A 22,932-nucleotide genomic window follows, 5' to 3' on the forward strand; every position below is an offset into this window, starting at 1 on the left:
TGGTTCCCAGATTCTCATCTTCTGGTTATATTGATATCTCTCTTCCTGGGCTGGGCCTGGGTGAGTATCGCCTTGAGCTGCTCATCAGTGATCGGGCCTCTCAGCCTGCCGCTTTGTGCAAGCATGATGAGCTGGGCCTCGATCTGAGAGACGAACTCTGGTCGGGTCATGCGAATGGCATTCAGCCTCTCGCGAGCCTCAGGAGTGAGGATGGTCCTCATCAAGGCTGCCTTCTTGGCCTCCATCTCCTGCTGAGCCTGCTCCTGCTGAGCAGCAGCTAATTGTGAATCCATCTGCTGCCTTTGGATCTGCTCCAGCCTCCTTCTTCTCAGTTCTGCAAGCTCATCATCAGCCATTCTTAGATTCCTCCTTATGCTGTTGATTCTGCGGCTGGTTCAGATGCAGCTTCAATTGAAACCTCTCTTTTGCTGGCCAGCTTATGGGCTATGCCGTCCAGGAATGCCTGGCCCTCTGGAGTCATCTGCCGCCCCTTCTTCAACTTCTTGACCAGCCCGGCCTTCTCCAGCTGCTGCAGGGATTCTCTTACCACTGATCCGCTGCCCTTGGCAAAGGTCCCGGTGACCACCCTCTTGTGCTTTTTTCCGCCATAGAAGGTTCTTAGCCGGGATACTCCCACCGGCCCATCGATATATATCCTGCGCAGGATGGATGCCGACCGCACAAACCACCAGTCTGGATTGATGGGTGGCATCTCCCTATTTACCCCAGTCTTGGCAAACTCAGCCCAAGCCGGTGGCTGGACCTTGCCCGCCGCCTTCAGCTCTTCAGCCGCGGCGGCTATCAAGTCATGGGGAGGTACGTCGTAAACAGTTGTCAATTCTTCAATCCTCCGAGATGATAAGGAACAAACCAGAACCCTTACGCCGAAACAAGTATAAATGCTTTTTCAACCATCCAACTGTTGACCGATCTCGCTGTCTGGCCTCGCTGGTCGATCTCTTCATGAAGCCTTGGTATAAGATAGCTCAGCTTGGGAATCGGCGGTGATGAATCGCCAATTGAACTTTGTATTTTTATTTTTAAGATAAAATGAATAGACTATGATCTCATCAACATTGGCAGATATTGTGCTGCAGTTCTTGGTCAAATTCAATCCAGGAAATCCCATTGCGGAAGGGATTAAGTGAGCAGCGATGGCGGCAAATGCTCACCATCCCTTCAGTTTCAAGGCCATCATTCTCATCGATCTCAAGATCGATGCTGATTTGAATGCATCCAGAAGCATCGTTACCTTCAACAGTTCTGATCATAGCAGGCTGCCTGTCAATGCGCCAGTTGTAGCAGGCTAATCGCTTTCTACAAGCTACACCATTTCGGGTGCGGCAGTTGACGGGGTCATCAGAACCAATCTTCATTGGAGGAATGCATAGAAAAAGGCAGGGAAAAAGGCAGGGAAGAGGGCATGAGGAAATAAAAGGGTTGCTTTTTGGGCCCAATAGAGCAAGACAAGGCAGTTCATGCATTGGATAAGGCAGGCGATATCGATCCAGCACGCGGCTATAAGAGAATGCTGCTCAAAATGGGCTAAAAGAGCATCTATTAAATATCTAAAGCGACATGTGAGTTCTAACATGGAAAAACCCATGGGTAGGCAGAGGGCCAGAATGGCCTTAATCATCTTTTCATTTGTCCTGATGCCAGTTACTTTCGCATATATATCCTGTCCAATAATAATAGATGGGGCCTCCAAAGGGATTATAACTGGAGGCATGATTGTCTTCATACTGATCTTTGCCAGTTCGCTTTTTTTAGGGAGGCTCTGGTGTGGATGGCTCTGCCCGGCTGGAGGGCTTCAAGAAATTTACTTTCATGTAAACAATAATAAAGTAAAAATCGCTATTCTCAATTGGCTTAAGTATTTCGCATTCCTAGCGCTGATTCTTATCCCCCTCATCTCTGCAGTTCATTCCTCTGGAGGATTGATGAGCATAGATCCTTTCTATCGCACCGATCATGGAATCTCCATTGCCAGAGAGGGTGCATATGTGATATACCTAGTTCAGATCGCCTTCATCACTCTATTTGCCTTGCTGGCAGGAAAGCGCGGCTTTTGTCATTATTTCTGCCCGATTGCAGTGATAGCAATTATCGGGAGGAAGGTTCAAACCCTCTTTCGCTGGCCTGCACTTCACCTATCGGCAGATCCAGGCCGGTGTACTGCTTGCGGAAGATGTTCAAATGAGTGCCCTATGGGACTGGAGGTGAGCAGCATGGTTGAGCAGGGGTGCATGGAGAATGCCGAGTGCATACTATGCGGCTGCTGCATTGCTGTATGCCCGAGCCGGGCAATCCGTTTTTCGTTTTGAGGACCTTTTTCCGTGAGCGAATGATTCAGGCATTTATTTTCAAGGCCGGATTTGTGCCCTGCTCTCTTTGTGATGAAGCTCAAGAGTCTCGATTTTGCATAAAGGCACAAAGTCAAGAAGGCCGGACAACGGCTTGCTTGAAGCTACATTATCATGGCAACGGTTATCATCAGCAGGGCGATAGGTATCGCATACTTTGTGAGGTTGCTGACAGCAGATAGCTGCCTTCTGGAAAGATGTGTCTCGCGCGCCAGTACGTCATCGGATATGAACCAGCGGAAGGCTATGGCCACTAAGAGGGCAGAAAAGGAAAGCCCAACTGTCCCCACGCTCACATCCATCAGATCCAGGATCCTTGATCCATAAAATCTCAGATCAAGAGAGCTGTAGCTCAGGGCGGAGGGGGCGCCTATTCCTGCCAGGAGGATCACCAGAAAGAGGCTTGCTCTTTTTCTGCTCACTCCACTCTGGCCCATGATGGCAGCCACGTTCACCTCCATCATGGATATCGCTGAGGTGAGGGCGGCAGAGAAGAGGAGGGCGAAGAAGAGAACGGAGAAGACCCTGCCGTAAGGCATCAATCCAAAGGCCCTAGGCAGAGTGGAGAAGGCGAGCTCAGCGCCTGCAGCAGGCTCCAGGCCGAAGGTGAAGACCAAAGAGAAGACGACCATCCCAGCCAGCATGGAGGCGAGAAGATCAAAGAACGTGATGATCAGGGCAGATTGTGGTATATCAGCATCGGTTTTTAGATAGGATCCATAGGTGATGAGAACGCCCATGCCGACGGACAGAGAGAAGAATGCCTGGCCGATAGCCGCTATCCATACCTCAGGCCGGCTGAGCATTGAATAATCCGGCCGGAGGAAGAAGTCCATGCCGGGGCGAAATCCGGGAAGGCTGATGGAGAATAGGGTCAAAGCCAACAGAATGAGGAATACAAACGGGATCATAAAAGATACGATCCTCTCAATTCCCATGTTCACCCCCAGGCTTGCAATAACTCCCGTCACCAGCACTGAGATCATAAAAAAGATCACCGGCTGAAGTGATGAGCTGAAGGCGGAAAAGCTGACACCGCTGCCCAGGAGGGAGAAGACCAGATATGCCAGAGTCCAGCCCGTTATGACAAGGTAATAGCTCAGGATCAGGAGGACTATCAGGCAGACCAACCAGCCTACGGCCTCAAGCTTTCTTCCCGCCAGGCCAAAGGAGGCGACTAGATTTGACCGCCAGTGCCTTCCCACTGCCATCTCCAGGATCATGAGGGGGACAGCAAGGCAGACCACAGCCAGGAAATAAGGAATTAAATAGGCTCCTCCTCCATTCTGCCCCACAATCATCGGGAAACGCCAGATATTGCCTATGCCCACTGCTGAGCCTATAGCTGCCAGGATGAAAACCAGGCGAGAAGACCATCTCTCCAACTTCTTACACTCCTCTCTCCACTTAAAAACTCATCTATCCAACTAAAAGCTTCTTTATCTACCTAAAAAGCTCATTTATCCGCCCGAAAACTCCTCTCTCCACTAACCGCTTCTCTCTCCACTAACCGCTCCTCTGTCCACCCAAAATGGCCGGAGAGAAATCGACCCGGAGGGAAGCAGAGTGGAGATCGGCCCTCTGTAAAAAGGGGTGATTGCAAAAAATTGGGATCAGGCCTTCCTTCCCACTCTCACAATCAGAACAGGTCGGTTGGCTATCCTGGCGGTCTCATATGTCGTGCTGCCGACCACCATCTGCTCCAGCCACCCGGCACCATGGGAGCTCATGGCGATCAATGATGCATTCTCCTTATCTGCCAGGGAGCTTATCTCCTGTGCTGCATCTCCCACCTGGACATGGGCCTTGAGCTTCAGGCCAGGTCTCTCAATCTCTTTGATGATGTCGTTGAGCTTGCTGCCCGCATTCCGGATAGCAGCATCTATCTGCTCATCGGTCTCCCCGCTGGAGACGACATATACCAGTCCGATCTCGCCCACTGCCTTCACCTCTTTTATGGCGAGTATTGCATCCTTTGCTAGATGAGAGAAGTCTGTGGGGCAGATGACTCTGGCAAAGAGGCTCCTGCAGAACCGGCCCAGGTTATCCCCCTTTAAGACCTTGTATCTCATTATCAGGAGATTGGTTCGCCCATAGCGCAGAACATCACGGGAGACGCTCCCCAGAAACAGGCCGCTGATCCTCCCCATGCCCCGTGCCCCCATCATAACCAGTGTGGCATTCTCCTCATCTGCAACCTTCTGGATGGTCCTTGCGATATTGCCTTCCAGTATGCTCTCCACCCTGGTCTTTACAGCAATCCGCAAGGCTTCAAGGTAGTGCTTCTGCTCCTCGATCTTCTCCTGAGCCTCTGTGACCTCAGCAGCCGGATCCCATGTTCGCTCCACTGTCTTTCTCTGGATCACATGCAAGAGCACTACGCTCTTCTCGCCGGGAAGCTCAGCTATACACTCGAGCAAGTTCTGCGAATACCTGGAAAAGTCTGTTGGAATAAGAATCCTCTGAAACATAATGCTCTTTCATCTCAATAGCTTATCAATGTAGTGGTGTCGGCTGCAAGGCTCACTGGCTGCAAGGCTTACCGGGTGCAGGGCTTAGCGGGTGCAAGGCTTATTATCTCAGAAATTGAAGTGTTCGAGCATGTTCATGAAGAGGCATGTTCTCAGCATGCGAGAGTTTTCTAAAGAGGAGATCGATTCCGTCCTGGATCTTGCTCAATCTCTGGAACCCATGGCTCGGGGGAGGAAGAGCGATATGCTCGCGGGCAAGATCTTGGCTCTTCTCTTCTTCGAGCCCTCCACCAGGACTCGAATGTCCTTTGAGACGGCGATGAAGCGACTCGGTGGGAGCGTTATAAGCCTCGGCCCGGCAGAGGGCAGCTCCATATCCAAGGGGGAATCGCTGGCGGATACAGTTCGGGTGATAGGGGGTTATGCCGATGCCCTGGTCATCCGCCATCCCAAGGAGGGTTCAGCCCGTCTGGCCTCCCAGTTCTCCCCTGTACCGGTGCTCAATGGCGGAGATGGAGCAGGCCACCATCCCACCCAGACCCTGCTGGATCTGTATACCATCAGAAAGGAGAGCCACCTGGAGAATTTGCATATCGCCCTGGTTGGCGATCTGAAGTACGGGCGCACTGTCCATTCCCTGGCTTATGCCCTATCCCTTTATGGAGCAGACATAACCCTGATCTCCCCCCTCACTCTTAGGATGCCCGATTCCATCAAGGCCGACCTCTCCAGCAAGGGCACCATTGTGCGCGAGACATCTGACCTGGGCGAGGTGATAGACAATGTGGATGTGCTCTATATGACCCGTATCCAAAGGGAGAGATTCCCAGACCCGGTGGAGTACCAGAGGGTGGCGAGCAGCTACCGCATCACCCCTGAGTTCCTGGCCCGCGCGCCGAAGGATCTGATCATCATGCATCCCCTCCCCCGGGTGGATGAGATATCGCCAACTGTTGATGATACCATCCATGCCCGCTACTTTCAACAATCCTTCTATGGAGTACCGGTGAGAATGGCCCTACTGAAGATGCTAATTGGAGGCGGCTAGGATGGCGGAATTCCCGGCAGCATTGAGAGAGGATGAGAGGATGGATAGATCGAAGGATGAGCCCGGCGGGCTTCGAGTCAAGCCCATCAATAACGGAACGGTGATAGACCACATTGCTGAGGGCCAGGCCCTAAACGTCCTGAAGATATTGGGAATATCTGGCACCACCGGCGCCACAGTCTCAGTGGTGATGAATGTGGAGAGCAAGAAGCTGGGAAGAAAGGATATAGTCAAAGTCGAGGATCGGGAGCTGAGAGAGGAGGAGCTGGACCGGATCGCCCTGATCGCCCCGGCAGCCTCCATCAATATCATCCGCAACTGCAAGGTGACCGAGAAGCGGCCAGTGGATCTGCCTGATGAGATCGTGGGGGTGGTACGCTGCCAGAATCCCAACTGCATATCCAATACCCAAGAGCCGATAAAGTCCCGCATGCTGGTCAAAGGAAAGAATCCGGTATTGCTCCGCTGCCTCTACTGCGAGCAGCCCCTCACTGAGGGGATAGCAGAATACCTGATCTGAGCGGTCAAGCATCCCGCACGAGTTGAATGAGCCTTCAGAACCCCAGCCAGAGGAGCCGCCCAGGGCATAGGGATGCGAAGGTATAGATAGGATCGAGAAAATTGACGGCGCAGGTTGAGGATAGGCCTTCAGCAACATCAGGATGGAGTATGAGATGACAGTAAAAAAAGGCGATTTCATCAGAATCGATTATACAGAGTTCGTTGACGACCAGGCGATTGCCACCACTGAGAAGGCTCTGGCTGAGGAGAGGGGTATTTACAGCGAGGACATCCAGTACGGCCCCCACCTGATAGTGATGGGAGCAGGCCAGCTGGTGAAAGGCTTCGAGGATGATCTGGTGGGCAAAGAGATAGGCTACTCTGGCCGGGTGGAGTTGGGGCCAGAGGATGCCTTCGGCCTGCACGACCCAAAGAAGATTGAGACGGTGCCATTGAACCGGTTCAAGGAGGAGCGGCCGGTACCAGGAATGCAGGTGAGCATTGATGACCGGGCAGGAACCGTCAGCAGGGTGATCGGCAGAAAGGTGAGCATAGACTTCAACCATCCTTTAGCAGGAAAAACGGTGGTCTATGAGTACAGCATAAGGGAGGCGGTGGAGGACCAGACTGAGAGGCTTAAAGCTCTCATCAGGACCTTTGGCCGGGTGAATCTTGAAGCTGAGATAAAGGATGAGATAGCAGTGATCACCGTTCCCTGGGAGCTGAACTATTATAAGGAATGGATTATGATCCGGCGCGGTCTGGCAGATCTGATAATCCAGCATCTGGGCATGAAAGAGGTGCACTACATAGAGAAGCATAAGGGAGAGAGGGTCCGGGCGGAGCTGATCTCGCCCCCGGGAAAGGAGAGCGAGGCCGGGGGAGCACAGGATCTGCCCCAGGGCATGGAGCCCAAGACGATAGGGGAGAGTCCCGCCCCAGAGGAGGGTCCTGCCTCAGTGGTGAACTCAGTCTCAGAGGAGAGCTCGGTCTCAGGAGAGAAGACTGCCTTCTGAGAGAAGAGTGAAGGCTCTTCACTGAATTGTGGTGGCATTGTCCACCGGATTTTTTTCTTTGTGCCTTGCTGCTTTTTATGGTGAGGCCCAAGCATCCTGGTTTTATCATAGAGAAGCAAAGGCGCAAAGAGGAGAGAGATAGTATCCCCAGATTCGCCCATAGAAAACAGCAGTGAACACGACTGAATTATGAGATATCGCATCATATCGAGGTGAGCGGGCGGGCTGCCCGACCACAGCCCGCCCTCTTCCCTCATGCCCGTCTTGGCATATCTTATTTCTTTTGTATATCTGGATTCTTTTGTATATCAGGCTTCTTTTTGTATATCCGGCTTCTTCTGTACATCTTGCTTCTTTATGCTATCTGCCCATCTAGCGGAAGTAAAATCCGCCGCCATATGACGACCAGGACCAGCTGCTGGTGTAGTAGTATGTGGTAGCACCCAACCCATAGACATTCACTGACCACCAGGGGTCATACACCACGGGGGTGGTCACCACTGGAGCAGTGTAGGTGTAGACGGGTGCGTAGGTCCGGTAGTAGTAGGCGGGATAGTAATAGGCCGGGTAGGTGTAGGTATAGGTCGGGTAGTAGCTATAGGAATAATAATAGTAAGCCCCCGGACTGAGCCAGTCGTGGAAGCCTCCGAAGTCGTGATGACCATGTGATGGCTTTCCATGAGATGATCCGTCGTGGCCCTCAAAGGCTGCCCCTACGGCAACTAAGAGCCCCAGTGCGAGCACTGCCAATATAAACTTGATCGCTTTTATTTCTGATTCCTCCATCCACCATGTATTCCAGCCCAATATTAAAAGGTGATTTTTATGTAGATATCACCTAGCGTCTATATGAATCCTCCATGAACCTCTTGCTGCTGAATTTACCTATTTCAGTGGCAGGAGATGAGCGTTTGAAATAAAGAAATATAATATTTGCCTCAAAAAACTTTCAGACATATAAACGATATCGTGTAGGCATGGCGCATATCGTGTAGGCATGGCGAATATCATATGGCATTATGCTCATCAGCATACTGGAAGGACTCGATAAGTGTTGCTTATTTCATTCAGGCTGATTTCAGGCTATTGGTGCAGGTTTTTCTGTGCCTGGCGATCTGATGGCCTCTTCGCGGTGGTTGATAAAAGATTTGATCGGCCTTGATGCGGCCGTTTTTGTGCGCGCCGGTCATCTCTCAGGCACCTGCACATGCAGGGTATTCAGCATATCTCTGATGACATCCCAGGGGAAGGTGGATATGACCCGGCAGTCGGTATTTCCCCTGTAGATCCCGTCCTCATCCTCTCTGCCGTCGGGAGAGTAGCTGGCCGCGACGATCAGATCGCCCTCCTCATACCTTCCCCCTCCCAGATCCTGCCTCTCGAACCGGAAGCGGCCCAGCACCCCTGGCTTTCCGTCGATTAGAGGCTGATAGATGACAGGCTTGCTCGCCCCCGCATTCATCAGAGCATCCCAGACAACATAAGCATTGGCAGTTACATTGGCGAGCATGGGCTCGTCGTATTTGGTGAGAACGAGGAAGATGAAGTGATCACTGCCATCCACAGTCAGGTTATGCCGGGTGAAATTGATCCCCTCAGAGGTTCTTCCCTGGGTGGGGGCCTCGACCACGACTGTATAATCCTCTGTGGTATTCATATCAAAAGAGACATTATAGGGCCCAAGCGGTCCGAATTCATGGCCTGCATGGGCTGGAGCCACCATTATGGGCACCAGGAGAAGGGCAATATAAAATATCCTTCGTTCCCTCTGCACTGCTCTTTTTGCCATCATCATCAGGGCTCATCTCCTGGAGAGCATTTCATCCTTTTGGTGGCAGCGGAACTCTCCAGAAGGCCATTGGATGTATAGCCAGAGGCACTCTCCAGGAGGCCATTGGATGTACGTTAGAGGCGCTCTCCAGAAGGGCAATCCGATTTGGATCGCAGTTCGTTCAGCCATAGGAGGGCAGGTCGATCAGCCTGGGATCGATCAGCGCCCGGCCCACAGTGAAGTGATACAGGTCCTGATGCCCCAGGCCCGAGAGGCCGAGCATGCTGTGCACCATATCATCGAAAAAGCAGCCTATTCCGCAGCCGCGAAAGCCCTCTGCCTCGCTTGAAAGGTAAAGCGCCTGCCCGATCAGGCCGCATTCCCAATACAGGCGGGAATAAAACCAGGGGCCATACTCAGCTATGGGCTCCTCAAACCGGGATATCATGGCAGCGGCAAAGCACCCATCCGCAGCTATATCCTGCCGGCAGGAGGATTCCCTGGCCGCCAGACGGCCATCGCCCGCTGCGAGCTGGTGGAGCTGCAGGCCAGCGGGAGTGCGCGATGGCCTCTCCCAGAGAAAATCCGGGTCCATCGCCTCCTTCAGCTCCCGTTTTGAGCTGCCATCCCGCAAGAGGATGTACAACCCCCGCTCCATCCCCTCCACCCGGTGGACGAAGAGGACTAAATTGACCTGCGGCCTCCAGGGCAGAGCGGGATTTGCCCTTTCGGGCAGTGTTGCCTTCAAGATAGAATGAAAGCTCTCCAGAGGCATCATGGCCCTGGCGTCCATGGCCTGGGCGCTGCGCCGGTGACGGAGGAGGTGGCAGTAATGCGATGACGAGTCTGCTTTTCTGGATGGGTCCGATCCTTCTCCAGGCTCATCCTGCAGCATCTTCTCGGCCATTGGATGGGATCGATGATAGATATCAGAGGTGGCCGGCTTTCTCGCTGCCCGGCTCACCATATCGATCTCCTGCCAGGGGATGATGCTGGGGCTCAGGATATTGGGGCGAAGGGGAAGGCTTCTGCTCCTGAGCTTGGCAATGGAGGCGAGGCCCTCTACAACTCTATGAGCCCTGCCATCGCTGAATAAGGTGAGCATCAGATCAGGCCTCTCCGCCCCGGAGCGGAGATCGGCATCCAATCCCTCCGGCCCATTCCATAAGATCCTGGACAGATCCTCCGTGCCCATGTCATCCAGCAAGGCCATCTCCCAGCCCAGGCATCGGGCCGACTCGCCGGCTGCAGCCAGAGCATGCCCCAAATCGAGCATGCAGTAGCGAAAGGCCCTCGCCCCATACTTCCAGGACTCGCGCCAGTGGATGGAGGTGAGGATGAGAAGAAGAGCGCCCGGAGGGAGATGGATGGACTGCCAGCCCTCATCATCCAATCCCGCCAGGAACTCCAAGGAATGATCCTTTGGCTGGTAGTGGTATATCCCTGAAGAGAGGTCCAGCCTCTCGCCTCCTCCCGCCAATAGATAGCATTCTGTGGGATGGAGGTTGCCGCTGGAGGGATTGACCCTCAGGCTCCATTCCGAGCCCGCAACGGCTTTCCTGGCGGAGAGGGCCAGGCTCTCGAAGAAGAACCGGGAGAGGTTTTCCCTGTTCAGAGAAAGGGGCCTGGGCTGGCCAGATATGCCCTCGAATCCCAAGCGATCCAGGGCGATTCTCTCTGCCCCTTCATAGCTGCGGTAGGGATCGGGCTGATTTGCCCAATCCATCCTTCCCGGGCCGCGAGCCATTCTATTGGTATGATGCTTTGTCTCCCGATGATAAGCGATGATCCTATCCAGTTGTCCGGACAATGTGACCTCTCTATGCTATCCTCTGAGCTACAGTTATTTTATCGCCCTATCCTCTTATCTTTTTATCTTTTTCAGCCGTTGCGGGATAGGATCCCAGGACCTTGACCATTCCCGCCTTGGCCCTTATCCTCTCCAGGGCATCCCTAACCTCGCTGTTATCCTGATGCCCCTCCAGGTCGATATAAAAGTAATAGTCCCCCAGGCGCAGGCGGCTGGGCCGGGACTCTATCCGGGTCAGGTTTATGTTGCGTTCGGCAAACTCCTTCAATATAGCATAAAGGGCCCCCGGCCTGTCCTGATCCAGGTGGATGATGAGCGATGTCTTGTCCCTGCCCGAGGGGGGAGGGCTCTGCCGTCCTGTCACTATGAACCTGGTGACATTCTCCCTCACATCCTGTACATCCCTGGCCAGTATGCGCAGGCCGTACCTCTCTGCTGCTCCGGCGTCTGCAATCGCCGCCATCTCCCCAAACTCCTGCGCCAGGCGGGCGGCATGGCTGGTCGATCCCGTGGTTCTGGTCTCCGCTCCTGGATAGTGCTCTCTAATGAACTGGCGGCACTGAGCCAATGCCTGGGGATGGGATAGAATGACCCTGATCTCTCCCTCCCCCCGGCCCACCAGGCAGTGCCTCACCGGGACATTGACCTCCCCCACTATCACCACACTCATACGCAGGAGAAGATCATTGACCACGGTCACTGCTCCCTCCAGGCTGTTTTCCAGGGGGACGATCCCGTAGTCCAGCTCGCCCTCTTCCACCGCTCGCAGGACGTCATCAAAGTCCTCATAGTAGGCCAGGCTCGCTGTGGGCATGCCCTCCGACCAGATCAAAGCCGCCTTCTCAGAGTAGGTCCCCTCTGGGCCGAGCACTCCTATCCTGGTCTTCAAACTTCCTCCGGCCCCTTCTCCTCCAGCTCCCGCAATAGCTCAGCGGCGCGGTCCACATTGATCCTCCTCTCTGCTGCCATGCGGGCGGCCACCAGCTCGATGAGGTCGCACTTCGCCCCCGCCTGGACGGCCACATTGCGGGCATGCAAGGACATATGCCCCCTTTGAATTCCCTCTGAGGCCAGGGCGCGCAGGGCGGCGAAGTTCTGACAGAGGCCCACGGCAGCGATAATGCGGGAGAGGTGGTCGGCACTCTTAACCCCCAGTATCTTCACAGCAGTCCTGGCCACCGGATGGACCCTCGTCGCTCCCCCCACCAGTCCCACTGCCACGGGAAGCTCAATCGTTCCCACTAAATCGCCATTCCTGTTCCTCTCATATCTGGTCAAAGAGGTATAACGGCCAGTCTGAGAGGCATAGGAATGGGCTCCCGCCTCCACCGCCCGGGTATCATTTCCTGTTGCCAGAACCACAGCCGTCACACCATTCATGATCCCTTTGTTATGGGTGGCTGCCCGATAGGGGTCGACCACAGCCAGCTCTGCTGCCAGGATGATGCCATCGACCACCTCCGGGCCGCCGATATCCTCCGCCCTGAATACCGCTCTGGCCCTGGCCAGGCGGAGGTCAGCCAGATTGGAGATGATCCGCAGATAGACCCTGCCCCCGGTTATCTGCTCTATGCGGGGAGCGAGAGACTCGGCCATGGTATTGACAGCATTTGCCCCCATGGCATCCCGGCAGTCGACGATGAGATGGGTGACGAGCATGGGCCCCAGCCGGGAGTCTATGACATAAACCTCGATATCCTTGACCCCGCCCCCATACTTGATGAGCATGGGATCGAGCTCATTGGCCATCGCCATCAGCTCATCCTTGCGCAGGAGGATGGCCTGGCGGGCGGCGAAGGGATCATCGATCCCTGTGGCCTGGATCTGGGCGCGCATCACCGGCCCGGTGCTGGAGGTGAGAAAGCCTCCCCTCCGCGGGCCATGCGAGCGCCATTGCTCGCCGCAGCTATCACTGAGGGCTCCTCAGTGGCCATAGGTATGAGGACCTCCTGGCCATCGATCATGAAGTTGGTGGCGATGCCCAGGGGCACCTGGAACATTCCAATCACATTCTCCACCATCTTCTCCGCCTGATCGAGGAGCAGGCCCCTCTCAACCTGAGAGATATCCTCTGATCCAATTGCTGCCTGCTCTGCCACTGTCTTGAGCCTCTCCTCGGGGGGAAGCTTATAGAACCCTGGTATTCTGGAGATCATCGTTATCAAGATATGGAAGTCGCTGTAAAGGGAAAAACTTTATTCCCATAACCAGGAGTGAATCCGATGAGCGATATTAAAAGAATGCTGGAAAAGCTGAGCAATGCACATGGCATATCCGGATGGGAGGGCTCAGTGCAGAGGATTGTACAGGATGAGATCTCTCCTTATGTGGACGAGGTGAGAGTGGACAAGCTTGGCAACCTCATAGCCACGAAAAAAGGGGAGAGCCCATCGATCATGATCGATGCCCATGCAGATGAGATCGGCCTGATGGTAAAGCAGATAGATGAGAAAGGGTTCATCCGCTTCATTCGTATCGGCGGCTGGTTTGACCAAACCCTCCTCAACCAGAGGGTCATCATTCATACCAGCTCCGGGGCTGTGGTGGGGGTGATCGGCTCCAAGCCGCCTCATGTGATGAAGGATGAGGATAGGAAGAAGGTGGTGGAGGCAAAGGATATGTTCATCGATATCGGCTGCTCCAGCCAGGAGGAGGCAGAGAGGCTGGGAATCCTGCCTGGCACCCCCATCTCCATAGATAGAGAGTTTGCCCCCCTTCAGGGAGATATTGTGACCGGCAAGGCCTTTGACAACCGCGCCGGCCTGGTGGTGATGATCGAGGCCCTGAAGAGGACAAAGACGAAGTCCACCATCTATGCTGTGGCTGCAGTGCAGGAGGAGGTGGGTTTAAAAGGAGCTAAGACCGCCGCCTTTGGCCTGGACCCGGATATCGCTATTGCTGCTGATGTGACCATACCCGGCGACCACCCGGGGATCGAGAAGAAGGATGCGCCCATAGAGATGGGCAAAGGCCCGGTTCTGGTCTTGGCCGATGGCTCGGGAAGGGGGTTGATAGCCTCCCCTCAGGTGATTGAGTGGCTGGTGGGAACAGCCAAGGAGTTTGAGATTCCAGTTCAGCTTGAGGCCTCTGACGGGGGGACCACAGATGCCACTGCCATTCACCTAACCCGATCCGGGATTCCCACCGGGGTGATAAGCGTCGCCACCCGCTACATCCACTCCCCGGTAGAGGTGCTGAATTTAAAGGATATAGACAGGGCAGCAGATCTGATGGCCAGGAGCCTGGAGACAGCATCCAGATACTTCAGGGATGGGGCTTGACATCATATCAGTTCAACTTTTTTTTCGCCCGGCTGTTTGTCTTCAATTTTTTTAAAAAATGTTTTTTGGATAAATAAAAAAGAATGTAGATAAAATATATAATAATATGTTTGTAACGAAATATGTTTGTAACGAAATATGTTTGTAACGAAATATGTTTGTAACGAAATATGTTTGTAACGAAATATGTTTGTAACGAAATATGTTTGTAATAAAAAATATGTTTGTAATAAAAAATATGTTTGTAATAAAAAATATGTTTGTAATAAAAAATATGTTTGTAATAAAAAATATGTTTGTAATAAAAAGCTATCACCGGGGTTAACCGGTGCCCTTATCTGCTAAGGGTTTCAGCTTGAGCCGATAAGACTGATCACAAGATAACCCAAGGCCACTCCTACTACGAATACTATAGCAAACGAGAAGTAGAGAAAGGGCGTTCCCAATACCAGAGATTCCATTCAGATCATCTCACTACCAGGACAGGAATTGTGGCCCAATAAAGAACCTTCTGTGCAACGCTTCCGATCAGCAGCTTGGTGGCACCTGACTCGCCGTGACTTCCCACCACTATCAGGTCGGCCTTCTCTGCCCCTGCAGTATCTATGATTGCAGTTGCGGGTGCGCCGATCCTCACTACGGTATCAACATTCACCCCAGCGGAGGCACCCATGGATTTGAGCTCTCCCACTGCTTTCTCCCCTGCAGCCTTCAGCCTGTCCTCGACATCTTTCCTTTCCGATCCAAGCTGGCGGACGGCGCTTGCAATAACAACCTCATTGACCACATTGAGTGCTATGACCTCTGCTCCCAATGCCTTTGCCAGCTCCATGCCCTCCTTAGCGGCTGCTTTAGATTTCTCTGAACCATCTGTGGCGATCAATATCCGCTTGTACATCCTATCCCACCTTTGAGCCGTTATCTCACTTACATTGTATAAATAGCTATCTTCCAGATTTCAGAATTCTAATAGCCAGTAGCGCTGCATTATCACCATTATCTATTCCTACACATGCCACAGGAACGCCGGGAGGCATCTGAACGATGGAGAGCAGTGCATCCAGGCCACCCAGCTTCGCGCTAACTGGAACCCCTATCACTGGACGGAGAGTCCGGGAGGCGATGAGACCTGGCAGGGCAGCTGAGAGGCCGGCGATGGCGATGAAGACCCGGGCGTCAGTCTCAGTTATATACTCCTCCAGCTCCTGAGGATTCCTGTGAGCAGAGAGAACCCGATACTCAAATGAAACGCCCTCCTCATTCAACTTTTTCAGGACCCTGTCCACAATCATATGATCCGATCTGGACCCCGAGATAACTGCAATATCAACCATGACTGCTCCATGAGATCGATCTCAATAAAATCAACATCAAGCCCTTTCAGAGGCTCGGCTTTGGTTCTCGTCCTGCAGCTCTTGCTGCTTTTTTGTGCTCATCTGAATCAGGATCTCATAGATGCCTTTTATGGCGCCTGCATCCAGATTCTTCTCTGTGGCCAGGTCCACCGCCCGGCTCAATACCCTGCCCTCCTGCTCGGGATCGCGGATCGGCCTTCCCTCTCTCCTCTTGACCTCGAAGATCATTTTGGTGATTCCGATTCGTTTATCGATGAGCTCCACGATCCTCTGGTCGATCTCCTCGATATCCCTCCTGTATCTGTTCAGATCCGTCAGAATCCTCGCCCCCTGGATGCAGGCCTGTTATCTGCTTTCGTTCTTATCACTCTTCCGCCCAGCGCCCTCCAGGACTCTTCCAGGCCATCCATCCTGCTCTCATCGATCAGAGCGGCATAAGAGGGACCCGTTCCAGAGAGGCTGGCCCCCCACGCCCCCTCCTCCAGCGCCAGGATCAGGGGCTCAGAGGAGAGGCCCAGAGCAGCGCAATAGGCCAGACCATTCAGTGTCATGGCCCGGCCGTACTCGCCCTTCATGGCCAGATCGAAGGCCAGATCTGCCATAGGGGCAATAACCCTGGATCGAGAGATATCAGTATCTCGTGAGAAGATCCTCCGATCGGGAACCAGGAGCATAACACTGCAGTGAAGCTCATCCCTGCGAAGGAGGGACATCCTGTGGTTATCGGTCACCACCACCCCGCCGAGCATCGAGGCCAGAGCATCATCCAGAGCGCCGGTTATGGTGACTCCCACCTCCCTTGCTGCCTCCACCCCGATCCTGGCCGCTCTCACCAGATCCATATCCATATCGAGGGCATCGAGAGCTGCCAGGATAACGGCATTGGCAGCGGCGCTGCTGCTCTTCAGACCGCTGGCCACGGGGATCTCACTGGAGGTCCTCACCCGGCCACCATACTCAAGGCCCAGATGCTCCAAGAGCCTCTCCACACAGCGCTCAATCAGGCTGGTATCCACACCCGGGACATCCCCTCTGATGGCAGGGGAGCTGTCCAGTTCCACCTCCGCTCGGGTTTCAAGCTCGATTGCAAAGGCTGAGCCCTTCCAGTTTGCCACAGCATTGAGAACTGAGGCTGCGCCATTCGACCGCCCATATCCTCTCATATTCAATCATCCGCCATTCAGGACTGCTCCATCTCGAGGACCTTCCTGAACTTTTCCAGATCCAGCACAAACTGCACCTCGCCTGCCCGGCTGTACCTGGCGATCATCTTATCGAGGTACTCCAGCTCGCTGATGGAGGATATGAACACCGGCTGGTAGCTTCCCAGGTCCACCAGAGGGATGACCTCGACTCCCCCTTTGCTGGCCCCATCCTCCAGATCCTTTACCACCACCACAAAGCTGAAGCTCTTGAAGCCCAGGCCGCGGGCGATGTTCTTGGCCAGGCTGTTCATCTGCTGCACCCTTCGGGAGGAGAGTCCTTTATAGGCAGCAGGCGAATCCTTGTACTCGATGAACATGATGGAGTCATCCGACCATAGGATGGCATCATACTCCACCACGGCGATTGAGTTTTTCATCGCCACTACATTGAAAAGTACCCCGCGACACCAGTTTATGTTGAGATGAACTCTGAAGTCCGCCTCAGTCAGAGGAGCGATCCTGCTCTTCAGAACATAGGGGTCGCTTGACAGCTCGATCATACAGAGTCCATGGCTCTCTTGCTAAATGGACTTTTCCAGACGGAGATCAGCCCCGCATGAGATTTGCCAGCAGGTCATAGAGAGTGCGGGGGCGTATCATTGATACCTTCGTCCCGGCATAGACTGCTTTTTTTAGAAAGGAGCCTTTAGATAGCAGCTCCCTTCCCGTGAGGCCCGAGATCAGCCTCTCTATCTCCTCATCCCTCATCTGGCCGAGGGTGAGAAGGGATGATCTGCCCATGCGGTACTGCCAGTAGAACTCCCGCCTCCACCGGCGCACATACTCGGATAGAGAGCGAGAGGATACATCATCTCTCTGTACGGCTTCTGCTGCCACTGTGCCGCAGATGCTGCCGGCACGCATACTATAAGCCAGGCCGCTCTGGCCGGCTGCCCCGCCTGTGACCATCAGGGAGTCGGCCACCATCTCCCCGGGCATGACGCAAATGGGATCTCCTCCCCTCCTGATGGATAGTATCTTCATCCGGTCAATGTCTCTGTATTGAGAGGCCTTATAAGCCTGGAATAGCTTGCTGAACCGATCGAAGAACGGCCTCACATCCCGGCCATGACCGCGTACGAACACCCCTATTGTGGCCAGATCACCTCCTGCGGGAGAGAATGTGGCCTTCCAGCCCGGTGCCATGCTGCCCAGCCAGTACTGGAAGAACATCTCCTCGCCCAGATAGGGATATTCGATATCTGCTTCCATAGCCCAGGCGATGTCCTCTGGGTGGCGCATGGGTCTCAGCCCCTCCTTCTCCGATAGCCCGGATGCAATCCCAGAGGCATCTATCACCACTCGCGCATGAATCTCTGCTCCTTGCAGGCTGACCCTCCTCTCTTTGCCGCTTAGCCGAATGCTCTTGACCTCACCTGAGAGAGGGGCGACCCCTGCCTTTTCTGCCAGGCGGAGATAATGGCGGTCGAAGGCCTCCCGGTCGATGAAGTAGCCTTTGGCAGGGATGGTGACCCCCCGGCCGGAGGGGCTGAGAATGCGCATACCATCCAGCTCCTTTCTGAGCAGACAGTCGTTGATCCTAACCCCGGAGAGGGTGGCCATTCCCTCGAAGAGGGTATTGGCATCATGCTGCAGGCGGCCGAGGTTTCTGTCCAGCAGCATAACACTGGCCCCACCCTCGGCGGCAGATGTGGCTGCCATCATTCCAGCGGAGGAGGCGCCCACTACCAGTATATCGCATTTCACAATAAGGGGGTGGATGCTCAGGTGAGATGAACCTTTCCCGGCGGATCTCGGGGGAGCATCGGGAACTGATGCCGAGGAAATAGGAAAAAACGAAGCCAGACAGAAGATCTGACTATGCTTGATCAGATGGTGATCTCAGCCCGGGCACTTTTCAGATCAGGAAGTTCCTGGTCCGGGCTACATACTCAACCAGGCAGTTCCCTGGTCGGGCTATATACTTGATCAGGCAGTGGCCTTGGTTCGAGCTATATACTTGATCAGCTCCGGGCCGAGCCTTGCCTTCTTCTGAATCTGGCTTGCCACCTCGTCCATGCTGGCACCACTGGCAGCAAGAGAGCGGATCTCCTCGATAGTGGAATCATCCACAGTGAAATACTCATCCAGATCCTTTCTATGTCCCCAGACATCCCCTTCCAGCAGCTCTATGCCCTGCATATCCAGGAACACCTGGATGGCATTGGACATGGTCTTGCGGTAGGAGGGGGGTACCTGAATCATTCTTAGCCTCGGACATCTCTGCATCAAGTTGAGAAAATCTACATTGCTGGCCCTGAATGCTAGATGGACTGTCTTCTCATTTGGATTGAGGTTAGGTATCTCATTTCTGGCGCTGACAACTCTGAGTCTCATCTCTTATCACTCCAACCTTAAAAAGGCATTAGTATTATTAATAGACACTTTCGCTGTACACTTCTGTACAAATCGAGTTCAAGAGACCTTAATAGCGGCAAAAAATTAGTTCGCCTGTTCTTTCGGGCAAGCAGTGGGCAGAATTGGATCATAGCATTACCAATAGCGAATTCGAAAAGAGACGATCAAGGCTCACAAGAAATCATAAAAAGAGTATTTCTTATTCTCTTTTCCAGAAGTTCTAGCTGCACCATTCTGGACTCTCGTAAACCAATTCAAAAAAAAATATTCGACGCAACGACTTTAAAAAAAAAACTGCCCGATTGTGTATAGAAGAGCATAGTTTTGGAGTTCAATGAGATCTTTAGAGACTTAAAGCTGAAAAAATCGAGCATCGCGATCCTTGGGAGCAGCCTTCCAAAGCGAAGGGATTTTAAAGAGGGACAGATTAAAAGATGGTCTTTATGGGCAGGGTAATGCTTACAGAAACGGTTTTTAGAGATGCACATCAGTCTCTGCTGGCCACCAGAATGAGGACCAGGGATATGCTACCCATAGCAGAGAAGATGGACCAGGTCGGCTTCTTCTCCCTGGAGGTTTGGGGGGGGGCTACCTTCGATAGCTGTATCCGCTATCTCAATGAAGATCCCTGGGAAAGGCTGAGGTCTCTTAAGAGGGCCATGCCTAACACCCCTATACAGATGCTCCTTCGCGGACAGAACCTGGTGGGCTACAGGCATTATGCAGACGATGTAGTGGATAAATTTGTGGAACAGGCAGCTAAGAATGGAGTCGATATCTTCAGGATCTTTGATGCTGTCAATGATATAAGAAATATGGAGCGTTCAATCAAGGCTGTCAAAAAGATGGAAAAGCACGTCCAGGCAGGGATCAGCTACACCATCAGCCCAGTGCACAGCAATGAGCAGTTTGCTCAATTCGCCGTCCAGTTGGCGGAGCTTGGCTGCGACTCCATCTGCATCAAGGATATGGCCGGGCTCATAAGCCCTAAGAATGCATATGACCTCATCCGGGCGATCAAAAAGGAGGTCAGCCTCCCTATAAACCTGCACACTCACTGCACCAGTGGCATGGCCCAGATGAGCTACTTTCACGGCTGTCAGGCAGGGGCGGATATCCTGGATGTGGCCATGTCCCCCCTCTCCGGTGGCAGCTCTCAGCCGGCCACAGAGAGCCTGGTGGCGGCTCTTCAGGGAACGCCCTATGACACCGGCCTAGATCTTGGGCTCTTGACTGAGATCAAGAGATACTTCGAGAAGATCATGGAGATATATGCCCCGGTATTCAACGCCATCGCCTCCCGTGTGGATACCAATGTCCTGGCCTATCAGGTTCCAGGAGGAATGCTCTCCAACCTGGTCAGCCAGCTGACTGAACAGAAGGCCATGGACAAATACGAGGAGGTTTTGGCTGAGATCCCCAGGGTTCGCAAGGATCTGGGATACCCACCCCTGGTCACCCCGACCAGCCAGATCGTCGGCACCCAGGCAGTCTTGAATGTGGTCACCGGCGATCGCTACAAGATGGTTCCCAGAGAGGTCAAGGATTATGTCAAGGGGCTGTATGGAAAGCCGCCTGCTATGATCGATCCCAAGGTGAGGCTCAAGGTGCTGTGCGATGAGGATGCGATCACAGTACGGCCTGCAGATCTGCTGCCACCTGAATATGGGGAGGCAAAGAAGGCAGTTGACGCCCTGGGCCTGGCCAAGAAGGAGGAGGATTATCTCACCTATGCCCTCTATCCCCAGGTGGCTTTGAAGTTCCTCCAGGGAGCAGCCACAGAGGAGCCCCTGGTCAAGAAGGAGAAGACGCTGGATCTGGGCTCTCCCTTAAAGGCCAAGCCCATGGCCCTCAATGTCGAAATCGATGGCGAAGCCTATCTGGTCAAGGTGGCCCCGGCGGGCATGACCATCCAGGAGGCCCAGCCCAAGGCCCCCACCGATGGAGTGACCGTTCCCATGCAGGGTGTGGTCATCCGCTATCAGGTCAAGAAGGGCGACCGGGTGGTCAGAGGAGATCCAGTGGCCGTCCTGGAGGCCATGAAGATGGAGCAGAATATCCTGGCCAATAGGGATGGCAAGATAAGAGAGATCTATGTCAAGGAAGGGACCACCGTCGCCCCCGGCGATGTCTTGATATCCATTGAGTAGATCAAAGCCGGATGAAAGAGGTAATGCGATTTGACAATGAAGAGAGAACAGGTGCTCATTGAGGCTCTGCCTTACATTCGGGAGTTCTACGATTCCATCATGGTCTTCAAGATCGGCGGCTCGATCATGTCCGATACTGAAGTGCTCGAGGACTTCGTCCAGGATGTAGTCCTCCTGCGTTACATCGGCATCCATCCCATCATCGTTCATGGGGGGGGGCCTGAGATCTCCCAGGCCATGGAGAGGTTCGGCAAGAAGGCGGAGTTCGTGGGGGGGCTGCGGGTGACCGACCGGGAGACCCTGGCCATCGCCCGCATGGTCCTGCTGGGCAATATCAATGCCGAGCTGGTCAATCTCATCGGCAAGTATGGAGGCAAGGGCATAGGCCTGTCCGGCCAGGATGGCATGTTCCTGAAGGCCAAGAAGAAGGCTGTGCAGAGGGCAGAGGGGGAGGATCCTGTGGATCTGGGATTTGTGGGCGATGTGGAGAAGGTGGATCCAGAGATTCTGATGATCATGGCAGGAAAGGGCTACATTCCGGTTATATCCCCCATAGCCACCGATGACCAGGGGAACAACTTCAATGTTAATGCTGATACTGTGGCAGGAGCAGTAGCCATAGCCATGAGGGCGAAGAAGTTCTTCTCGATCACCGATGTGGAGGGAGTGCGCATGAACCCGGATGACCCGGCCAGTGTGATCTCCGAGTTCCCTGCCTCGGACTTCAGCCGGCTGGTGGCCGAGGGGATAATCAAGGGCGGGATGATCCCCAAGGTGGAGGCCTGTGTATCTGTGGTGCAGGGCGGGGTGGAGAAAGCCCATATTATCGATGGCAGAAAGCACCATGCCATCCTCTTGGAGCTGCTCACCACAGAGGGCATTGGGACGATGATCAGCAGAAATTGAACTTGGCTGCATAGGCCAATTGAGCTTATTCAGGATGGCTGGTTGATGCCATTGGGGCTCCTGCCCCGCCTCCTTTCATGGCCTTCCCCAGGGCATCTTCCCGGCTGCTCATCCCTAAATTGCGCGGATATGTTACTGCAGAGAGGTCTTATTTCTCCCTATATCACTCCCCTTCTTGCTCCTCCTCCTGGGCCCCTTCCTCTGCTGCAGCCTCCTTTGGGCTGATCTTTCCGGTCTTCACCCAATAGTCCTTGATGGCTGCATGTAGGGCATCGGCTCCCAGGTTTGAGCAGTGCAGCTTCTGAGGGGGCAGCCCTCCCAGCTCACCGGCCACATCATCGCGGGTGATCTTCACTGCCTCATCCAGGCTCTTTCCCTTTGCCATCTCTGTGACCATGCTGGAGACGGCTATGGCTGAACCGCAGCCGAAGGTTCTGAACTTGATATCAGAGATCCGTTCGTCCTTGACATTGATGAATATCTCCATCAGGTCGCCGCAGACGGGATTTCCTACCTTTCCATATCCGTCCGGGTTCTCTATCACCCCCACATTTCTGGGATTCATGAAGTGATCCATAACGGTTTCATTGTAGCCTATCTGTGCCATTCATCTATCACCTTTTGCCATTCTGGACGTGGTGAGCTGCTATTGAGATATAAGCTACATAAATTGTCTCATTGACAGGAATAGATC

24 protein-coding genes and 1 pseudogene are annotated in these 22,932 nt (G+C 53.8%); 7 read left to right on the forward strand and 18 right to left on the reverse strand.

Annotated features, from left to right (window positions below; translation table 11 throughout):
• Positions 1-14: 14 nt before the first annotated feature.
• From IPI63_RS01690 to IPI63_RS01700, 3 genes are all read right to left on the reverse strand, one after another.
• Positions 15-356 (reverse strand): DNA-binding protein, encoded by a 342-nt coding sequence (locus tag IPI63_RS01690; protein ID WP_214065408.1) that lies wholly within the window; start codon positions 354-356, stop codon positions 15-17.
• Between the two features lie 14 nt (positions 357-370).
• Entirely contained in the window at positions 371-838 is a 468-nt protein-coding gene (locus IPI63_RS01695) for a 30S ribosomal protein S19e (protein ID WP_214065407.1), read from the reverse strand.
• A gap of 232 nt (positions 839-1,070) precedes the next feature.
• Positions 1,071-1,376, reverse strand: coding sequence for a hypothetical protein (locus tag IPI63_RS01700; protein WP_292476276.1), 306 nt, complete (start codon positions 1,374-1,376; stop codon positions 1,071-1,073).
• 216 nt (positions 1,377-1,592) lie between these two features.
• On the opposite strand from IPI63_RS01700, the gene IPI63_RS01705 reads away from it, so the two are divergent.
• Positions 1,593-2,327, forward strand: a complete 735-nt coding sequence (locus IPI63_RS01705) for a 4Fe-4S binding protein (protein ID WP_292476277.1) — start codon at positions 1,593-1,595, stop codon at positions 2,325-2,327.
• Positions 2,328-2,470: 143 nt separating this feature from the next.
• Here IPI63_RS01705 and IPI63_RS01710 read toward each other — a convergent pair whose 3' ends face one another.
• Entirely contained in the window at positions 2,471-3,751 is a 1,281-nt protein-coding gene (locus IPI63_RS01710; RefSeq protein ID WP_292476278.1) for a sodium-dependent transporter, read from the reverse strand.
• A 228-nt stretch (positions 3,752-3,979) separates the two neighbouring features.
• Positions 3,980-4,837 carry a universal stress protein gene (locus IPI63_RS01715; RefSeq protein WP_214064631.1) on the reverse strand — a complete coding sequence of 286 codons (858 nt, stop codon included), beginning with the start codon at positions 4,835-4,837 and terminating at the stop codon, positions 3,980-3,982.
• 130 nt (positions 4,838-4,967) lie between these two features.
• Between IPI63_RS01715 and pyrB the strand changes: the two genes are divergently transcribed.
• The 3 genes from pyrB (at position 4,968) to IPI63_RS01730 (ending at position 7,402) form a co-directional block, all read left to right on the forward strand.
• Positions 4,968-5,885 carry an aspartate carbamoyltransferase gene (gene pyrB, locus IPI63_RS01720; protein WP_292476280.1) on the forward strand — a complete coding sequence of 306 codons (918 nt, stop codon included), beginning with the start codon at positions 4,968-4,970 and terminating at the stop codon, positions 5,883-5,885.
• A 40-nt stretch (positions 5,886-5,925) separates the two neighbouring features.
• Positions 5,926-6,405, forward strand: a complete 480-nt coding sequence (pyrI, locus tag IPI63_RS01725) for an aspartate carbamoyltransferase regulatory subunit (protein ID WP_214064634.1) — start codon at positions 5,926-5,928, stop codon at positions 6,403-6,405.
• A 154-nt stretch (positions 6,406-6,559) separates the two neighbouring features.
• Positions 6,560-7,402 (forward strand): peptidylprolyl isomerase, encoded by an 843-nt coding sequence (locus IPI63_RS01730; RefSeq protein WP_292476282.1) that lies wholly within the window; start codon positions 6,560-6,562, stop codon positions 7,400-7,402.
• Between the two features lie 372 nt (positions 7,403-7,774).
• Here IPI63_RS01730 and IPI63_RS01735 read toward each other — a convergent pair whose 3' ends face one another.
• The 5 genes and pseudogenes from IPI63_RS01735 to IPI63_RS01755 all read right to left on the reverse strand — a co-directional run bounded on the left by IPI63_RS01735 (position 7,775) and on the right by IPI63_RS01755 (position 13,139).
• A complete protein-coding gene (locus IPI63_RS01735; RefSeq protein ID WP_214080385.1) occupies positions 7,775-8,188 on the reverse strand; it encodes a hypothetical protein in 414 nt (137 codons plus the stop codon).
• Positions 8,189-8,588: 400 nt separating this feature from the next.
• Positions 8,589-9,197, reverse strand: coding sequence for a hypothetical protein (locus tag IPI63_RS01740; RefSeq protein ID WP_292476284.1), 609 nt, complete (start codon positions 9,195-9,197; stop codon positions 8,589-8,591).
• 157 nt (positions 9,198-9,354) lie between these two features.
• Positions 9,355-10,983 carry a SagB/ThcOx family dehydrogenase gene (locus IPI63_RS01745; protein ID WP_292476286.1) on the reverse strand — a complete coding sequence of 543 codons (1,629 nt, stop codon included), beginning with the start codon at positions 10,981-10,983 and terminating at the stop codon, positions 9,355-9,357.
• Positions 10,984-11,029: 46 nt separating this feature from the next.
• Complete coding sequence (gene pheA, locus IPI63_RS01750; RefSeq protein ID WP_292476287.1) at positions 11,030-11,872, reverse strand: prephenate dehydratase; 843 nt, start codon at positions 11,870-11,872, stop codon at positions 11,030-11,032.
• A pseudogene (locus IPI63_RS01755) lies at positions 11,869-13,139 on the reverse strand (hydroxymethylglutaryl-CoA reductase, degradative). Before IPI63_RS01755 ends, pheA begins: the two are co-directional and overlap by 4 nt.
• 66 nt (positions 13,140-13,205) lie before the next feature.
• Between IPI63_RS01755 and IPI63_RS01765 the strand changes: the two are divergent.
• Positions 13,206-14,264, forward strand: a complete 1,059-nt coding sequence (locus tag IPI63_RS01765) for a M42 family metallopeptidase (protein ID WP_292476290.1) — start codon at positions 13,206-13,208, stop codon at positions 14,262-14,264.
• A 466-nt stretch (positions 14,265-14,730) separates the two neighbouring features.
• On the opposite strand, the gene IPI63_RS01770 is transcribed toward IPI63_RS01765, so the two are convergent.
• The 7 genes from IPI63_RS01770 to IPI63_RS01800 all read right to left on the reverse strand — a co-directional run bounded on the left by IPI63_RS01770 (position 14,731) and on the right by IPI63_RS01800 (position 19,161).
• Positions 14,731-15,162 carry a universal stress protein gene (locus IPI63_RS01770; RefSeq protein ID WP_292476291.1) on the reverse strand — a complete coding sequence of 144 codons (432 nt, stop codon included), beginning with the start codon at positions 15,160-15,162 and terminating at the stop codon, positions 14,731-14,733.
• A gap of 46 nt (positions 15,163-15,208) precedes the next feature.
• Positions 15,209-15,598, reverse strand: a complete 390-nt coding sequence (locus IPI63_RS01775) for an AIR carboxylase family protein (RefSeq protein ID WP_214080493.1) — start codon at positions 15,596-15,598, stop codon at positions 15,209-15,211.
• A gap of 36 nt (positions 15,599-15,634) precedes the next feature.
• Complete coding sequence (locus IPI63_RS01780) at positions 15,635-15,955, reverse strand: chorismate mutase (RefSeq protein WP_342673432.1); 321 nt, start codon at positions 15,953-15,955, stop codon at positions 15,635-15,637.
• Positions 15,934-16,788, reverse strand: coding sequence for a shikimate kinase (locus tag IPI63_RS01785; protein ID WP_214065674.1), 855 nt, complete (start codon positions 16,786-16,788; stop codon positions 15,934-15,936). Before IPI63_RS01785 ends, IPI63_RS01780 begins: the two co-directional genes overlap by 22 nt.
• Before the next feature lie 11 nt (positions 16,789-16,799).
• Positions 16,800-17,324: a hypothetical protein gene (locus IPI63_RS01790; protein WP_292476295.1), complete on the reverse strand. Its 525-nt coding sequence runs from the start codon at positions 17,322-17,324 to the stop codon at positions 16,800-16,802.
• Positions 17,325-17,370: 46 nt separating this feature from the next.
• Positions 17,371-18,531, reverse strand: a complete 1,161-nt coding sequence (locus IPI63_RS01795; protein WP_292476296.1) for an NAD(P)/FAD-dependent oxidoreductase — start codon at positions 18,529-18,531, stop codon at positions 17,371-17,373.
• Between the two features lie 222 nt (positions 18,532-18,753).
• Complete coding sequence (locus IPI63_RS01800) at positions 18,754-19,161, reverse strand: DUF1699 family protein (protein ID WP_214065677.1); 408 nt, start codon at positions 19,159-19,161, stop codon at positions 18,754-18,756.
• Between the two features lie 464 nt (positions 19,162-19,625).
• On the opposite strand from IPI63_RS01800, the gene oadA reads away from it, so the two are divergent.
• Together oadA and argB are read left to right on the forward strand one after the other, a co-directional pair.
• Positions 19,626-21,332, forward strand: a complete 1,707-nt coding sequence (gene oadA, locus IPI63_RS01805; RefSeq protein ID WP_214065678.1) for a sodium-extruding oxaloacetate decarboxylase subunit alpha — start codon at positions 19,626-19,628, stop codon at positions 21,330-21,332.
• A 30-nt stretch (positions 21,333-21,362) separates the two neighbouring features.
• Positions 21,363-22,238, forward strand: a complete 876-nt coding sequence (gene argB, locus IPI63_RS01810; RefSeq protein ID WP_366850431.1) for an acetylglutamate kinase — start codon at positions 21,363-21,365, stop codon at positions 22,236-22,238.
• A 163-nt stretch (positions 22,239-22,401) separates the two neighbouring features.
• Here the strand turns inward: argB and nifU are convergent, their stop codons facing one another.
• Positions 22,402-22,845, reverse strand: coding sequence for a Fe-S cluster assembly scaffold protein NifU (gene nifU / locus IPI63_RS01815; protein ID WP_214065680.1), 444 nt, complete (start codon positions 22,843-22,845; stop codon positions 22,402-22,404).
• Positions 22,846-22,932: the final 87 nt, after the last annotated feature.

Source organism: Methanothrix sp., assembly GCF_016706325.1.
In the GTDB taxonomy this organism is placed as follows: domain Archaea; phylum Halobacteriota; class Methanosarcinia; order Methanotrichales; family Methanotrichaceae; genus Methanothrix.

What these genes read in the sequence shown, in the direction of transcription:
- IPI63_RS01690 (WP_214065408.1), bottom strand. Translation starts at nt 356, where the DNA reads ATGGCTGATGATGAGCTTGCAGAACTGAGAAGAAGGAGGCTGGAGCAG.
- IPI63_RS01700 (WP_292476276.1), bottom strand. Translation starts at nt 1,376, where the DNA reads ATGAAGATTGGTTCTGATGACCCCGTCAACTGCCGCACCCGAAATGGT.
- IPI63_RS01705 (WP_292476277.1), top strand. Translation starts at nt 1,593, where the DNA reads ATGGAAAAACCCATGGGTAGGCAGAGGGCCAGAATGGCCTTAATCATC.
- IPI63_RS01715 (WP_214064631.1), bottom strand. Translation starts at nt 4,837, where the DNA reads ATGTTTCAGAGGATTCTTATTCCAACAGACTTTTCCAGGTATTCGCAG.
- pyrB (WP_292476280.1), top strand. Translation starts at nt 4,968, where the DNA reads ATGTTCATGAAGAGGCATGTTCTCAGCATGCGAGAGTTTTCTAAAGAG.
- pyrI (WP_214064634.1), top strand. Translation starts at nt 5,926, where the DNA reads ATGGATAGATCGAAGGATGAGCCCGGCGGGCTTCGAGTCAAGCCCATC.
- IPI63_RS01730 (WP_292476282.1), top strand. Translation starts at nt 6,560, where the DNA reads ATGACAGTAAAAAAAGGCGATTTCATCAGAATCGATTATACAGAGTTC.
- IPI63_RS01735 (WP_214080385.1), bottom strand. Translation starts at nt 8,188, where the DNA reads ATGGAGGAATCAGAAATAAAAGCGATCAAGTTTATATTGGCAGTGCTC.
- IPI63_RS01740 (WP_292476284.1), bottom strand. Translation starts at nt 9,197, where the DNA reads ATGATGATGGCAAAAAGAGCAGTGCAGAGGGAACGAAGGATATTTTAT.
- IPI63_RS01765 (WP_292476290.1), top strand. Translation starts at nt 13,206, where the DNA reads ATGAGCGATATTAAAAGAATGCTGGAAAAGCTGAGCAATGCACATGGC.
- IPI63_RS01770 (WP_292476291.1), bottom strand. Translation starts at nt 15,162, where the DNA reads ATGTACAAGCGGATATTGATCGCCACAGATGGTTCAGAGAAATCTAAA.
- IPI63_RS01775 (WP_214080493.1), bottom strand. Translation starts at nt 15,598, where the DNA reads ATGGTTGATATTGCAGTTATCTCGGGGTCCAGATCGGATCATATGATT.
- IPI63_RS01790 (WP_292476295.1), bottom strand. Translation starts at nt 17,324, where the DNA reads ATGATCGAGCTGTCAAGCGACCCCTATGTTCTGAAGAGCAGGATCGCT.
- IPI63_RS01800 (WP_214065677.1), bottom strand. Translation starts at nt 19,161, where the DNA reads ATGAGACTCAGAGTTGTCAGCGCCAGAAATGAGATACCTAACCTCAAT.
- oadA (WP_214065678.1), top strand. Translation starts at nt 19,626, where the DNA reads ATGGGCAGGGTAATGCTTACAGAAACGGTTTTTAGAGATGCACATCAG.
- nifU (WP_214065680.1), bottom strand. Translation starts at nt 22,845, where the DNA reads ATGGCACAGATAGGCTACAATGAAACCGTTATGGATCACTTCATGAAT.